The 13,680-nt window shown below is 44.5% G+C and carries 15 protein-coding genes and 2 tRNA genes; 10 read left to right on the forward strand and 7 right to left on the reverse strand.

The genetic code is table 11. The features are described 5' to 3' along the window. Positions 1 to 19: 19 nt before the first annotated feature. Positions 20 to 1,075, reverse strand: coding sequence for a diguanylate cyclase (locus ACXABW_RS07015; RefSeq protein WP_457524774.1), 1,056 nt, complete (start codon positions 1,073 to 1,075; stop codon positions 20 to 22). A gap of 264 nt (positions 1,076 to 1,339) precedes the next feature. Between ACXABW_RS07015 and ACXABW_RS07020 the strand changes: the two genes are divergently transcribed. The 6 genes from ACXABW_RS07020 (at position 1,340) to ACXABW_RS07045 (ending at position 6,029) form a co-directional block, all read left to right on the forward strand. Next, positions 1,340 to 1,416, forward strand: a tRNA-Val gene (locus ACXABW_RS07020). A 33-nt stretch (positions 1,417 to 1,449) separates the two neighbouring features. Continuing rightward, positions 1,450 to 1,526, forward strand: a tRNA-Val gene (locus ACXABW_RS07025). A 572-nt stretch (positions 1,527 to 2,098) separates the two neighbouring features. Then, the gene (locus ACXABW_RS07030; RefSeq protein ID WP_457524776.1) at positions 2,099 to 2,776 is read left to right on the forward strand and encodes a helix-turn-helix transcriptional regulator; all 678 of its coding nucleotides are present in this window, start codon (positions 2,099 to 2,101) and stop codon (positions 2,774 to 2,776) included. Between the two features lie 22 nt (positions 2,777 to 2,798). Further along, positions 2,799 to 3,182 (forward strand): RidA family protein, encoded by a 384-nt coding sequence (locus tag ACXABW_RS07035; protein WP_457524778.1) that lies wholly within the window; start codon positions 2,799 to 2,801, stop codon positions 3,180 to 3,182. A gap of 40 nt (positions 3,183 to 3,222) precedes the next feature. After that, the gene (locus ACXABW_RS07040) at positions 3,223 to 4,629 is read left to right on the forward strand and encodes a cation:dicarboxylate symporter family transporter (RefSeq protein WP_457524780.1); all 1,407 of its coding nucleotides are present in this window, start codon (positions 3,223 to 3,225) and stop codon (positions 4,627 to 4,629) included. Between the two features lie 77 nt (positions 4,630 to 4,706). Then, positions 4,707 to 6,029 (forward strand): CoA-disulfide reductase, encoded by a 1,323-nt coding sequence (locus ACXABW_RS07045; protein ID WP_457524781.1) that lies wholly within the window; start codon positions 4,707 to 4,709, stop codon positions 6,027 to 6,029. 84 nt (positions 6,030 to 6,113) lie between these two features. Here ACXABW_RS07045 and ACXABW_RS07050 read toward each other — a convergent pair whose 3' ends face one another. Together ACXABW_RS07050 and ACXABW_RS07055 are read right to left on the reverse strand one after the other, a co-directional pair. After that, a complete protein-coding gene (locus ACXABW_RS07050) occupies positions 6,114 to 6,683 on the reverse strand; it encodes a DUF1415 domain-containing protein (RefSeq protein WP_252030666.1) in 570 nt (189 codons plus the stop codon). Positions 6,684 to 6,777: 94 nt separating this feature from the next. Beyond that, on the reverse strand, positions 6,778 to 7,998 hold the full coding sequence (locus tag ACXABW_RS07055) for an MFS transporter (RefSeq protein ID WP_457524783.1): 1,221 nt from the start codon (positions 7,996 to 7,998) through the stop codon (positions 6,778 to 6,780). Positions 7,999 to 8,126: 128 nt separating this feature from the next. Between ACXABW_RS07055 and ACXABW_RS07060 the strand changes: the two genes are divergently transcribed. Then, the gene (locus ACXABW_RS07060; protein ID WP_457524784.1) at positions 8,127 to 8,996 is read left to right on the forward strand and encodes a LysR family transcriptional regulator; all 870 of its coding nucleotides are present in this window, start codon (positions 8,127 to 8,129) and stop codon (positions 8,994 to 8,996) included. A gap of 17 nt (positions 8,997 to 9,013) precedes the next feature. On the opposite strand, the gene ACXABW_RS07065 is transcribed toward ACXABW_RS07060, so the two are convergent. Both ACXABW_RS07065 and ACXABW_RS07070 read right to left on the reverse strand, forming a co-directional pair. Then, positions 9,014 to 9,514, reverse strand: coding sequence for an outer membrane beta-barrel protein (locus ACXABW_RS07065; RefSeq protein WP_252030670.1), 501 nt, complete (start codon positions 9,512 to 9,514; stop codon positions 9,014 to 9,016). 85 nt (positions 9,515 to 9,599) lie between these two features. Next, a complete protein-coding gene (locus ACXABW_RS07070) occupies positions 9,600 to 9,827 on the reverse strand; it encodes a glutaredoxin family protein (RefSeq protein WP_252030671.1) in 228 nt (75 codons plus the stop codon). Between the two features lie 173 nt (positions 9,828 to 10,000). On the opposite strand from ACXABW_RS07070, the gene ACXABW_RS07075 reads away from it, so the two are divergent. From ACXABW_RS07075 to ACXABW_RS07085, 3 genes are read left to right on the forward strand one after another with little or no spacing between them, the layout of a single operon-like run. Further along, the gene (locus tag ACXABW_RS07075; RefSeq protein WP_457524786.1) at positions 10,001 to 10,501 is read left to right on the forward strand and encodes a M48 metallopeptidase family protein; all 501 of its coding nucleotides are present in this window, start codon (positions 10,001 to 10,003) and stop codon (positions 10,499 to 10,501) included. A 22-nt stretch (positions 10,502 to 10,523) separates the two neighbouring features. Next, on the forward strand, positions 10,524 to 11,573 hold the full coding sequence (gene rlmF, locus ACXABW_RS07080) for a 23S rRNA (adenine(1618)-N(6))-methyltransferase RlmF (protein WP_457524964.1): 1,050 nt from the start codon (positions 10,524 to 10,526) through the stop codon (positions 11,571 to 11,573). Between the two features lie 31 nt (positions 11,574 to 11,604). Next, positions 11,605 to 11,784, forward strand: coding sequence for a hypothetical protein (locus ACXABW_RS07085; RefSeq protein WP_265686295.1), 180 nt, complete (start codon positions 11,605 to 11,607; stop codon positions 11,782 to 11,784). A 17-nt stretch (positions 11,785 to 11,801) separates the two neighbouring features. On the opposite strand, the gene pilW is transcribed toward ACXABW_RS07085, so the two are convergent. Beyond that, a complete protein-coding gene (gene pilW, locus ACXABW_RS07090; RefSeq protein WP_457524788.1) occupies positions 11,802 to 12,524 on the reverse strand; it encodes a type IV pilus biogenesis/stability protein PilW in 723 nt (240 codons plus the stop codon). Between the two features lie 196 nt (positions 12,525 to 12,720). Next, positions 12,721 to 13,662: a homoserine O-acetyltransferase MetA gene (metA, locus tag ACXABW_RS07095; RefSeq protein WP_252030675.1), complete on the reverse strand. Its 942-nt coding sequence runs from the start codon at positions 13,660 to 13,662 to the stop codon at positions 12,721 to 12,723. Positions 13,663 to 13,680: the final 18 nt, after the last annotated feature.

Below are 13,680 nucleotides of genomic sequence, written 5' to 3' on the forward strand. Positions count from 1 at the left end.
CTCGCTATTGCGAGCTTTTTTATTGAGCGGATTGTGTTCGTTCTTTCAATGGCTTACTCAGCTGAGAGGCGCAAACCATAACCTGATTTCGCCCGTTCTGTTTGGCTCGATAAAGCTCACTATCTGCCTTAAGTAACACATCCTCAAGCTCTGTGATGCCATCACAGGCACACACGCCGATACTCACTGTCAGATTGATGGCTTGTGAGCCATGATGAAACTGATTAACGGAGACTTCATGTCGAATGGCTTCAGCAACCGCTTCAGCTTGTTTGAGATCGGTGTGCTGTAATGTGATACAAAACTCTTCACCACCGATACGGAAAACTTGAGATTCTCCAACAAACTTTTGTAGCAGTAGGGCTGTTTCGATAAGTACCTTGTCTCCAACAGAGTGACCAAATTGGTCGTTCACTTGCTTAAAGAAGTCGACATCTAGAATCAACAAGCACAGCGGGGCGCTTTCTTTACGTTGAAGAACGGGAAATTGATAAGTGAGAGCCAATCGGTTGTACGTATTGGTTAATACATCCTTAGAAGCCAGAACCCCTAGGCTGACTTCCGCTTTCTTCCTGTTGGACTCAAAGATATGAGAAACCACCCAAATACTGAGGTAGCAAAATAGCAAGTTCAGGATAAGTGGAGTACCAATGAAACTTGTACCAAGTTGGATTTTGTATAACACCACGGCTATCTGGATGATCGCCATAAAACCTGTCGCGAGCAGGCCGTTCTTTTTACCTAACAGTAAATAAAAGAAGATGGGGAAGAAACAGGTCCAAATAAATAGGCCACTTTCTAATGGGCGATTCAGTGTGCCGCCTAACACAATGACGGCCAAAAAGGCGACAAAGAGAATTATCGAAAGGTAATTGTGAGTCCGTTTTTTAGCTGCGGAGTATAACCAAAATGAGTAGACCGCAAACAAGGCTTCAGAGATCACAAGGAACCAGCCAGTCCCAACTGCGTAGTTGTACACAGCAAAACCGCTGGCGATAAAGCCAAGTGTAATACTGATCCAAGTTAGGATCGCTGCTCGCAACTTATGTGAGTTGCTCAGTACGTCTAAGTCCATGACTCAAGTTCGGTTAGGAAGCCTGTTTCCGTAAAGCGATTGGTAAAGTGCATACTAATCCAATTTGCATAATAAGCAATATAAAAGTGGAATCAAAATCACGTTTGTTTATGTTTTGTTCCGACAATGTAGGATCGATCAAATCAGTTTTGGGTTAAAAGTTCATCGCTTTGTCTATATCAACGCCAAACAGTTCAAAAATAGAGAATTTGCACTTGCGCCAGCAAAGAAGTCTCGCTAATATCGCCTCCGTTCCAAAGGAATGCGTCCGTAGCTCAGTTGGTTAGAGCACCACCTTGACATGGTGGGGGTCGGTGATTCGAGTTCACTCGGACGCACCATTCCTTACTGCTTTTAAAGCAGTGACAAAATTTGGGTCCGTAGCTCAGTTGGTTAGAGTACTACCTTGACATGGTAGGGGTCGGCGATTCGAGTTCGCCCGGACCCACCAAATTTAGTTCTTCGTGAACAATCGAAAAAGCCCGCTTATCGCGGGCTTTTTTGTATCTATTCATTCTCTATCGTGACAAACAGTTGCACCTAACAACTTCATCAGCCTCCACCGATAAGCGATGACATTCAAGTCTTAAAAACTTTACCTGTAGATTAATCCACCCCCAACAATCATTACTTTGTGATTCGGTGGCTTACTTCATTCCCAATATTTCTTCGTGCTAGCGAGCGAAATGTTCGTCTTTTCTCAAGACTCATCGTCTTACCATTGCGTTTACAAATTTCAACCGATTTTGGTGGGTGACTTTTTTGAACTTACAGCACATTTTTGTCATAAATTTTATTGATTGTTACAAATTGTAAACTGAGATCTTGGTTTTAAATCCATATTAAAATAGTGGTTAAAAGGTGCTGAAAATCTCATTTTGTACCACTTAAGGGGTGGTTTATGATTGTTTTTTGCCCGATATTGGCGGTTTAGGGTAGTTAACAATAGTTTACTGAATATTGTTTTAATACTTAAGGGGTAGTAATCTGAGTTCGTTAAGTAAACTTTTGTAAACGAAGATTATGAACCTAAAACAAGTCACTTTTTCGCAGCAAGACAGAGAACTTCTCGATAACTATTTTCGTATCGCAGACACCATTGCGGATCTGATTGGCCCACATTGTGAGGTGGTGATTCACTCGTTTGAAAGCTTTGAACAGTCGGTCGTGAAGATAGTGAATGGCCACCACACCGGCAGGGCAATTGGATCTCCAATCACCGATCTCGGTTTAAAAATGTGGAGCAACTATGAGAAGACAGGTGAAGTGTCGCCAAAGAGCTACTTTACCAACAGTAGCGATGGCTCTTTGCTCAAATCGACAACATGTATTCTTGCCGGCGCAGACAACAAAGCCATAGGCATGCTGTGTATCAACATGAATTTGTCTTTCCCATTCCCTGAAATTGTAAAAACGCTCATGCCAGATGTGTCCATAGCGACATCTGTTGTGAATGAAAACTTCAGCACTAACGCGAGCGATGTCATTAATCAGGCTCTAACTAGTGCGATAGACGACATAGAAAAAGACGACTCGGTGAATACAAAAAGCCGAAATAAAGCGATCACAAAGCGTCTATATGACAACGGTGTTTTTGAATTGAAAGAGACCACGACACTTGTCTCTGAAAGGCTCGGCATTACTCGCCAAGCTGTCTACAAATTTCTACGCGAGTTCAAAGCTGAATTCGCGACCAACTAATTTTTTAAAATAGGGTGAAACAATGAAACAAAAAATTGATACCAAAGCAGCTCCAGAAGCCATCGGACCATATTCTCAAGGCATGATCTTCTCGGATTTGGTGTTTACCTCGGGTCAGTTACCGTTAGTACCTGAAACGATGGAGTTTGTACAAGGTGGGATCACGGAACAAGCAAGACAATCACTAGAAAACTTAAAAGCCGTTCTAGAAGAAAGTGGCGCAGGAATCGATACAGTGATTAAAACGACTTGCTTCCTGTCAGACATGGAAAACTTTGCAGCATTTAACGCGGTGTATGCCGATGTGTTCGGAACGGAAAGTGCGCCTGCTCGTTCATGTGTAGAAGCAGCCAGATTACCAAAAGATGCATTGGTTGAAGTTGAAGCCATTGCGTACAAAAAATAACAATTTTCAGAATTTAAATGGGTATCAATAGGAGATTCTCATGAGCTTGTCATTCATTGGATTAAGCGTACTGTTTTTCGGGTTCTATGCGATATTAGCGAACTTCAAAAAACAAAAGAAAACCTTTAACTTCCGAGTGCTTAGCGCTCTTGCTGCCGGCTTGATGTTTGGTGGTGCGATTCAACTTGTATTTGGTGTGAGTAACGAAGCGACAGCAGGTTTTGCTGAACTGATTTCTGTATTCGGTAAAGGCTACATCAAACTGCTACAAATGATCGTAATCCCACTAGTATTCGTGGCGATGATCTCGTCGATCATGAATGTAGAAGGTGGCGGTGCACTGTCACGTATCGCACCAAAAATCATCGGTATTCTACTTTTCACTTGTGCAATCTCAGCAGCTGTTGGTATCGCAAGTATTTACCTATTCGGTATCGATGCGAACGCGTTAGTCAGCACAATTGGCACTAACAGTGCGATTGAAGCGCGCGGCGATTCACTGGTAGCAACTCAAGATGCAATGGCAAGCAGTGGCTTGTCTGGAATGGCACTATCAATCATCCCAACCAACATCTTTGACATGCTAACGGGCTCTCAGCGTACTTCGACATTATCGACTGTATTGTTCGGTATGTTCCTTGGCTACTGTATCCTGCAAGTGAAAAACCGTAAGCCAGAGAAAGTGCAAAACTTCGTTGATTTCATCAATGCAGCTAAAGAAGTCGTACTTTCAATGGTACGTGAGATTCTTAAGCTGACGCCTTACGGTGTATTCGCTCTGATGACTACGTTCATGATGACCAACGATTTATTCGCACTAGCAGAAATGGGTCGTTTCCTACTAGCAAGCTATGTGGCAATCGGTGTAATGTTCGCTATCCACTTTGTGATGGTGTCCATGTTCGGTTTGTCTCCAGCGAAGTTCATGAAGAAAATCTGGCCAGTGCTAGTATTTGGCTTCGGTTCTCGCTCTAGTATGGCGGCTATTCCACTAAACGTTGAAACTCAAACTCAACGTCTAGGTGTGGACGAAGAAACAGCAAACATGTCAGCAACATTCGGTACCAGTATCGGTCAGAATGGTTGTGCGGGGATCTACCCAGCAATGCTAGCGATTATGGCTGCACAAGTAATGGGTATGCCAGTTGATTTAGGTTTCATCATTCAGCTGATTGCCGTTATCGCGATTGCTTCATTCGGTATCGCTGGTGTTGGTGGTGGTGCAACGTTCGCAGCAGTAGCAGTACTGACCATCATGGGCCTAGACATTACGGTTGTAGCGATTCTGGTTTCTATCGAAGCTCTGATAGACATGGCTCGTACCGCGCTTAACATCTCGGGCTCGATGTTGTCAGGTGTGTTAACCGCGAAGAAGAATGGCTCACTAAATGCAGAGCAATACAACGCTGATGTTGCAGAAACAGTATCAAAAGAAGCGGCTGTATAATTTCCAAACTTAATAAAGAGCACCCAATGCGGGTGCTCTCTCGTTTTTCCTGAGTTCAGGTTATTTAGGTAATAAATATGAAAGTTGTTGTCGTAGGCGGAAGCGCTGCAGGTATGAGTTTCGCAGCAAAATACAAACGTAATCAGCCATCGGATGAAGTGATTGTGCTGGATAAGCGTGATTACATTTCATTCGGTGCATGTGGCTTACCTTACTTTGCTGGTGGCATGTTCGATGACACCGAACGCATGATCTCTCGCACGCCAGAACAAGCAATGAAATCAGGTTTGGATGTGCGCATCGAAACTGAAATGGTGGCACTAGACCGCGTCAAAAAGCAGATCACCGTTTGCCAGAAAGGCGAAGAGAGTAGTATCGACTACGATATGTTGGTGATCGCCACAGGTGCGCGTCCAATCGTTCCTTCATTCGGCGAGTTCAACCCAGAGCGTGTGTACACGCTAACCAGCATGGAAGATGGCTTGGCAGTAAAAGAAGCGCTTAAGGACAGCAACAACCAACGCGTATGTGTGATTGGCGGTGGCTTTATTGGCCTTGAAGTGTTCGATGCTGCACATGAGCTAGACAAGCATGTGACTATCATTGAGCGCGAACAGCATGTAATGAGCCGCCAGTTCAGCCCTGAGATGATTGAAGTGGTCGAAGGTGCGATTCGTGAGTCAGGTGCTGAGTTAAAAACGGGTACCAGCGTATCGGCTATCCGCGACGCAGAGCAGGGTGGCTATATCGTAGAGACGGATAACGGTACTGTTGAAGCAGACGTGGTGATCATGTCACTTGGCTTCAAGCCAAATACAGAGGCTTTCGAGCTGCCAAAAGCAGGTAACGGCGCTCTACTCGTCGATGAGTTTGGTGCTACAGAAGATGCACACATATTTGCTGTTGGTGACTGTGCTGTTGTCCATCATTTAGCGCTTGGCAAATCGGTTTACGTTCCATTAGCAACGACCGCAAACAAACAAGCACGTATGATGGCAGACAAACTAGCAGGCAAAGACACGTACATGAGTGGCTTCCTAGGTTCATCGTGCTTGAAAGTTCTGGATTATGAATTAGCGTGCACGGGCGTCAATGAGCTTCTGGCAAAAGAGCACAATTTGGACGTCAAAGTTTCTACCATTTCTGATAAAAACCAAACCGATTACTACCCAGGCCAAGAAGACATCAAAGTGAAACTGGTTTATCACCCAGAAACTAAGGTGTTACTTGGTGGTGAAATCGTCGGTAAGAAGGGGGCAGTAGGCAGAATCAACGCCCTTGCTGTTGCTATCACTGCTAAGATGACCACACAGCAGCTAGGTTATATGGACTTTTGCTACGCACCACCATTTGCGCGTACATGGGACGCGCTGAACGTGGCAGGTAACGTAGCAAAATAAGCACGTTGTCATTACTAAAAAGCCAACCGTAAAGGTTGGCTTTTTTGCATCTTGATTCTGGCAATACGCTTCGCACGCAAATGACTAACGAAACAAATAGGGGAAAAGTTTTCTTTGTTCTTCGGCGGTTAGAGATTCAACTCGAGCGATATTGGTATCTGGAATGGCTTCAGGATTCGGGTAGTGCTTCAGCACCTTTTCCATGCTTTCTTCACGAATTAAGTGGAAGACAGGATAAGGAGAGCGATTGGTTAAGTTTTCCGCATCTTCTGGCTCTGTGCCCCCAAAACAGTAGTCGGGGTGAAAAGTTGCAAGTTGATAAACACCTTCCCAGTTTTGCTGCTTAATCAGTGCTTCTACCCAATCTATAAAAAGGTTGTAGTCGTAAAAGTCAGCGAGCATATTAGGTGAAACCACCAATGTGGTCTCGAGTTGCTCTGCGGTGTGTTGTTCTAGATTGAGTAACTCGTTCAGTATGTCTTCCAGCAACTGTTCTTCAGTGACGGCGTCACTCACAAAGATCTTTATCTGTTTGTTACGTTGTGGCTTGGCGGCGAACGGGCATAGGTTCAGGCCGATCACAACATCGTTCAGCCATTGATTGACTTGTGATGCGATTTCATCGTTGTTAGGTGTTGAGCTTTCAGTAGCCATGGTTTTTTCTGGTGCTATTGCTTTTGTATGTGCGGGCAAGAATAGCAGAATCCCGTGACGAATGATGACTCTTTATTTTCTGTATTTACCTGCATTACTTGCACATTTGAACGTCTATGGTCTCGAGTTCTTCTTTGTCCCTTTGCTCAATTCTGGACAATACGTAACAGAGTACGAATATTATCGCATACAGAATCAAACCACCGGCTACAACCGCAGGCCATTGGCCGTGTTGCCAACAATAAATCAAGAAGAACCCTCCTAGGCTTCCCCCTGTGTAGTAGTGAACCAAGTAAAGCGCCGTTGCTGTTGCTTTAGCGTGTGTGGCGTTTTGGCTAACCCAAGCATAGGCAAGAGTATGAGTGAAAAATGCACCAAAACTTATCAGTGCCAACCCAATTAACATGAATGGAATAGAGTCGACCAGTGCAACCAACATTCCAAGCATGCTGATGATGGTTCCTGTGACCATACCTGAAATTGGGTTTTTACGTTGTGTCCAATTTCCGGTTAGTTTAGAACTAACGGTTCCAGCTAAATAACAAACAAAGATCAATGACGCTAGGCCAATAGGCAGGTTGTGTGGCTCACTCACTAATCTAAAGCCCATCACCGAATACAGATTTACAAACAATGCGAAATTCACACCACCAATCAGCATTGCAGTCCAGATGGTTTTGTTCTTAATGTGCTTGATTAGAGCACGGTTATGGTGAAAAAAAAGGCCTCGTTGAGGGGTGAAGTTTTTCTGTGCAGGCAACATATAGCTGACTAACAGCGCGCAAATTAGGGTAAACACAGCCATAGATGCAACGGCGACTACCCAGCCATAGGCATCGGTGAGTATGCCCCCAGCGATACGTCCAGCTATTCCACCCAATGAGTTCGCCGCAATATAACCGCCAATGGCTCGCGCGAATGCTTTAGCGTCCATTTCTTCCACCATATAGGCGACCGCTACTGAAGCAAACGCTGCTATGGCAATGCCCATTAATGCCCTTGCCGCAACAAGCAACCACAACTGTTGGGTGATCAACATTAAACCGCCTACTACTGGCATTGCAAACAAGCCGATTAACATGACTTTTCGACGACCAAACGATTCTGAACCTACTGCCCATGGAACTAAGCACAAGGCGAGTGCTAGGGTAGATGCGGCGAGAAGCCAGTTAATTTGGGTTTCGGACACAGTAAAATGCTGTGCCATAAATGGCAGCATCGGCTGGAACAGGTATAAGTTACAGAAAACCAGAAAGGAGCCGAGTGCTAGACTCCAAGTGACTTTCTTATACTCAATACTGCCATATTCAATCATGTTGCTTCTTCTTATCGTGTGACTGCGTATTTGTAGTCGCGGTTGGTGGGGATGTGATCAAATTAGCAGTTGCCCGCTGATTTATGAAATATATTGAAAATATCAACCTCATATATTTTGTTAATGGCATGGATATACGTCAACTAAAGCACTTTGTAGCTGTCGCGGAACACGGTCATTTCACAATGGCAGCGAAGTCGTTGAATATTGCCCAACCTGCATTGAGTATCTCGATTAAAAAGTTTGAGCAGCAACTTGGTGTTCAACTGTTTAAACGTTGCGAGCGACACATAGAACTTACGTCAGAGGGAGAGGTTTTATACCCTCACGCTAAGCGCATACTTCAGCAGGTCGATGATGCGAAGCTCGCGATGGACGAGTTAATTGGCCTAGAGAAAGGAGAGGTGAGGCTTGGAGCTCCAAGTATGATGGGTTCGTATTTTTTCCCAGAAATACTAATGGCGTTTAAGACTCATTATCCAAATCTTAAACTTACGCTTATTGACGCGGGTACCCAGTCGATCAGGAAAATGTTATTGGCTGGTGAGTTAGACATTGGCGTGATTGTTGACCAAGACATTCCTGATGATCTTGCAGTGGATCATTTGGTGGATGTCGAAATGGTAGGGGTGGTTGGCGAACATCATCCGCTAGCCCAGAATGAATCAATCTCATACGCCGACTTCTTTGCCAATGAATTAGTGATGTTTAAGCCCGGTTACTTTCATCGAGACTTTATCGATAAGGTGTCTTCTGAATATGGATACGCACCGAGGTTATCGTTCGAAACAAACTTAATCCCCATGATTTTGAACATCCTAAAGCGTGAGTTTGCTATTACAGCATTGCTCAAACTTGTGACAGACAATGAAACTGGTATCGTTGGGATACCGTTTGAAGAGAGAGTAGAGCTTGGTTTGGCATTAGCGTGGCGCAAAGAAGGTTATCAATCCAAAGCCGATAAAACCTTTATCGACTTTGTTAAGCAGTATGTGTGATAGAAAAGGCACGGGAGTTAAAAGCGCAGCCCAATACCAATGTTGAATGCACTTGCGTCACCAAAATCTGCATCGATATTTTTATAGCTCGCGTCAAAGAATACCTTGGTATTAGGGATAGAAGCTTGAAGGCCAACACCGTAGCTAAGGTACATTTCGGAATCACTATCTGGCGCTGTCGACGTCACATTTCCTTTAAAGACTGAAGCGCCAACCATCGGGTAAACTCTTAGCCAATTCAGTTTCTCTGGGCGGTAAACGATCCCTCCCATAACATCGTAGTAGGAAGCATCTAAAGCACTACTTGAAGAAGAGGCATAGTCGGCGAGCAAAATCACACCAATCTGTTGACGTCTTTCAAATCGGCTGTAAGTAAAGCCAACACCATCCATCTTTTCGCTTTCAGATGCGTAAGACGCGTCTACTTGGGTATAACCCAGCGATAAGTAATGATCGAAGCTATTTGCCAGTGTGCTCGAAGAGAGTAACGCAGTGGCTAACGCAAGAGTCTTTTTCATGATGTGCCTCGTAACTGTCTGATTCAACGATGGTATATCAAGTGGTTCTTAAGTGCACTTCGTTTGGTTAGTCAATTGTAAGCGTTTAAGAGCGATAAATTTTATCAAAGTTACCAGGGTTCCAGCCGATCATGACACGATCGCCGATTTTCAACACAGGAACGGAGCGAGCACCTAATGCATCGAGCTCTTTTCGGCCACGTTGCATTTTTGCATTACACAGACGGTACTTAATGCCCTTTGACTCTAAATAGCGTTGTGCATCTTTGCAGTGAGGACATTTATCTTTGACATAAAGAACGACGCGTTTCATATGAGTCTCAATCTATAGGTTATGGCTAAATTATCGCGCGAAGTTTAACGGAAAACGCTGATTGGGAAAAGTATGGGTAAATCACTGGAAGAGCGGTAGGACAATAAACGCTATGATTCAGTAATTCAATTGGGCTAAACTTAGCGCCTTTCTACGCTGCTACGGTGATTTTTATGCACGCATTACTGCGTTACGTTCAAGGCTATCCAGAAAATATCGTCTCCCAAATTGATACATTAATTAGCAGCAACAAGTTGGTACCCTGGTTCGAGGCTCGTTATCCCGAAAATCACACTATCAAAAGTGAGAAGGCGTTATTCGAGTATACGATTGAGATTAAAAATCGGTACATGAAGAAGACGGCACCGCTGAGTAAAGTGGTGTACGACAACAAAATTCACCTAATTAACAACGCGCTCGGGCTTCACACTTATGTGACAAAAAATCACGGTGGAAAAACCAAGTCTAAAAACGAAATTCGTATCGCAAGTATATTTAAGGAAGCACCAGAGCCACTGCTGCGAATGCTAGTCGTCCACGAGTTAGCTCATATCAAAGAAAAGAACCACGATAAAGCGTTCTATCAGCTGTGCTGCCACATGTTACCTGACTATCACCAGCTAGAATTAGACGCACGATTGTTTATGATTTATCAAGAATTAAAAGAGAGATAACAGCTTGTCATCAGCAAAAAGATTGAAAGAGTTTACTAAGAAAAAGCAAGGCTCTAAGCGGCGAGACTCGAAGGCTCAGGCTGCTTGTATAAAGGTGACTACCGTTAAGTCCAAAGCCGGCTTACACCCAAAGAATAAACATCATGGTCGTTATGATTTCAAAGCGCTAGTTGCGGTCTCTCCTGAACTCGAATCGTATGTCATAAAGAATCCAAAAGGCGATCAAAGCATCGACTTTTCCGATCCTATTGCAGTTAAGTTGCTCAATAAAGCGCTGCTTGCGCTGCATTATGATGTGCGAGAGTGGGATATCCCTCAAGGGTATTTGTGCCCGCCAATTCCTGGTCGTGCAGACTATATTCATCGAGCGGCAGAATTGATCTCTCAAGAGTGCAGTCAAGTAAAACACGCTCTGATACGCGCGCTAGATATTGGTGTCGGTGCTAACTGTATTTATCCGATTGTCGGAGTAACGGACTACGGCTGGCAGTATGTTGGCAGTGATGTGGATCCAGTTTCCGTCGAGAACTCACAGCGCATTGCCGATGCAAATGCCACCTTGGCGACTAATATAGATTGCCGTTTGCAATCGGATAGTCGTCATTTTTTCAAAAATGTCATCCGTGAAGGCGAGCATTACGACATCACAACCTGCAATCCACCTTTTCACAAGTCTCTTGAGGAAGCGCAGCAGGGCAGCTTACGTAAGGTGAATAATCTTGCGGCGAATAAGAAAAAACGAGGTCAAAAGGTCGATAGCCGTTCCATGGCTACAAAGGCGGAACTAAACTTTGGCGGCCAAAAAGCAGAGTTGTGGTGCCCTGGCGGCGAAGCGAGCTTTGTTAAAAACATGGCCTTTGAGAGCCGCGAGTTTGCTAAGCAAGTACTTTGGTTTACCACACTTATTTCCAAGAAAGAGAACGTTCGATGGCTGAGGAAAAACCTCGAAAAGGTTGGGGCATCCGAAGTTAGAATTGTCGAAATGAGTCAAGGCCAGAAGAACAGCCGATTTGTTGCTTGGACATTTAAAGATGAAGAAGAGCGACGTGAGTGGTTGAAAATCAAATGCTAAGCTTGTTGTAGGCATGTTAGAGGGAAGAGTTATGGAGTTTGAAATCTATCTTCCCTGCAACCCAGAGTGGGTATGCGACATCCTACTGTATGGCTTTGCGGGTGTGTTTGGCTTAGTGATATTGGTGGTCGTGGCGTATATCATTCGTGAATACCGTGTGATTCACCGAGTGCGTGTTGTTCGTCGCCGAAAGCGAACGCGCCGAAAATAGGTCAATACGGCCTAGTATCAACTTACTTCCATCATTTGATCGAGTTGGTTTTGGTATTTTATCTGCAGTGATTTGTTACCTGCCGCTTTCTCTAATTGTATTAACAGCTGAAGTGATGGTTTCTGCAGGCCGTAGCGCTGGTGGATTTGCATCAATTTTATTCTCGCCTCCGTATACTCTCCGGCTTCAATTTCCAACTTTGCCAACTGCAAGATAGAGCGGACACGATTTGGATCGTGGTCGATGGTTCTTGCGAAGTAATACTTGGCTTGGTCTGTCTGGCCTGCTTTCAATGCACAAAAGGCCGCATTTTCATAGCTGGCTGATACTAAGTAGTAATAAGGCTGCTCGATGGCTTTATTAAAGTACTTATCAGCTTGTTGGTATTCGCCTTGTTTACATAGAAAAGTACCGTAATTGTTGAGTATGTTGCCATTCTTTGGGTGCTGACGAAGGGCTTTTCGATAGGTATTTCGTGCTGAATCCAACTCTCCAACTTGTTCGTAGTAGTGAGCCATAGAGAGTTGAGCTCGGTAGTAGGACGGCGCATGTTTTAGCGCAATTTCTAAGTTTTCTCTCGCTTTGAGCATGTTGCCTTGTTCTAAATAACCCAGCCCCAAGGTGATTCGAGATTCTGCCATATCGATTGGATCGGATTTAACTTCCGGTTTCCCATCTTGGGTGACCGTGACACAACCGAACAGGTTCGCAAGTAGAAAGAGGACCGCTGCGCGTTTCATTGGCAACACCTTTATTTGGGTAAGTTCATGATATTTCGCCCAATAATGGCGACAGCTTAACTAGAAAAACAATGGCTCGCAGAGGGAATGCGAGCGAGTTGGCAATAAAAATGGCCGCATACAGCGGCCATGATAAAGAGTCGAGACAGACAACAGATGTTTCCGTTGAGCTTTTACTTGATAGAAACAGTCGTTGCTATAGATCTTTAGTGAACTTGTCTTCACTGAAGTGTTCGAGATCGTAAGGCGTTTGTTGGTAAACACAGTAATTCAACCAGTTTGAGAACAGCAAATGTCCGTGGCTTCGCCAGCTCGCGCACGGTTTGTTGTCTGGGTTGTTGTTTGGATAATAGTTAATAGGAATAGCAGGCTCCATACCTTCGCCCAAATCTCGAATGTACTCGTTATGTAGAGTCAATGCATCGTATTCTGGGTGGCCAGTTACAAACACGTTTCGCTTGTCTTTCGTTGCCGCCAAATACACGCCTGCGATGTCCGAGGTGGCTAGAATATCGAGGTCGGTATGCTCTTCTAAAAATTCAGGTGAGAAGTCGGCATATCGAGAGTGCGGAGCAAGGAAAGTATCGTCAAAGCCCCTTAGAACAGGGTGGTATGGGTGATGAATTTGATGGTGATATACGCCTGACAGCTTCTCTTTTCGAGTTCGCTTAGGTAAGTCATAGAGCAACTTAAGGCCGGCTTGCGCCGCCCAACACACATACAAGGTTGAAGTCACATGTTCTTTCGCCCAATTCATGATGGTTTTGAGGTGATCCCAATACATCACATCTTCGAACTGAACTAAGCCTAGTGGAGCACCGGTGATGATTAGGCCATCGAAATTACGGTTTTTAACCATATCGAACTGGCGATAGAAGTTGTCGAGGTGCTCAGTTGGCGTGTTTTTGCTTGGTCGATCATCAATACGTAGTAACTCAACATCCACTTGCAGTGGGCTGTTGGAAAGTAGGCGTAAGAATTGCGTCTCGGTTTCAATCTTCTTAGGCATAAGATTTAGGATCAAAACCTTGAGTGGGCGAATCTCCTGAGTGGAGGCTCGTGACTCGGGCATCACGAAGATATTTTCTTCGCGTAGTACATCGGATGCAGGTAGTTGATCGGGGATCTTAATTGGCACAGCTTTCTCCCTAAGCTT

The organism is Vibrio paucivorans (genome assembly GCF_054053395.1).

Coding starts and splice junctions, on each gene's coding strand:
- ACXABW_RS07015 (WP_457524774.1), bottom strand. CDS start 1,075: ATGGACTTAGACGTACTGAGCAACTCACATAAGTTGCGAGCAGCGATC.
- ACXABW_RS07030 (WP_457524776.1), top strand. CDS start 2,099: ATGAACCTAAAACAAGTCACTTTTTCGCAGCAAGACAGAGAACTTCTC.
- ACXABW_RS07035 (WP_457524778.1), top strand. CDS start 2,799: ATGAAACAAAAAATTGATACCAAAGCAGCTCCAGAAGCCATCGGACCA.
- ACXABW_RS07040 (WP_457524780.1), top strand. CDS start 3,223: ATGAGCTTGTCATTCATTGGATTAAGCGTACTGTTTTTCGGGTTCTAT.
- ACXABW_RS07045 (WP_457524781.1), top strand. CDS start 4,707: ATGAAAGTTGTTGTCGTAGGCGGAAGCGCTGCAGGTATGAGTTTCGCA.
- ACXABW_RS07050 (WP_252030666.1), bottom strand. CDS start 6,683: ATGGCTACTGAAAGCTCAACACCTAACAACGATGAAATCGCATCACAA.
- ACXABW_RS07055 (WP_457524783.1), bottom strand. CDS start 7,998: ATGATTGAATATGGCAGTATTGAGTATAAGAAAGTCACTTGGAGTCTA.
- ACXABW_RS07060 (WP_457524784.1), top strand. CDS start 8,127: ATGGATATACGTCAACTAAAGCACTTTGTAGCTGTCGCGGAACACGGT.
- ACXABW_RS07065 (WP_252030670.1), bottom strand. CDS start 9,514: ATGAAAAAGACTCTTGCGTTAGCCACTGCGTTACTCTCTTCGAGCACA.
- ACXABW_RS07070 (WP_252030671.1), bottom strand. CDS start 9,827: ATGAAACGCGTCGTTCTTTATGTCAAAGATAAATGTCCTCACTGCAAA.
- ACXABW_RS07075 (WP_457524786.1), top strand. CDS start 10,001: ATGCACGCATTACTGCGTTACGTTCAAGGCTATCCAGAAAATATCGTC.
- ACXABW_RS07085 (WP_265686295.1), top strand. CDS start 11,605: ATGGAGTTTGAAATCTATCTTCCCTGCAACCCAGAGTGGGTATGCGAC.
- pilW (WP_457524788.1), bottom strand. CDS start 12,524: ATGAAACGCGCAGCGGTCCTCTTTCTACTTGCGAACCTGTTCGGTTGT.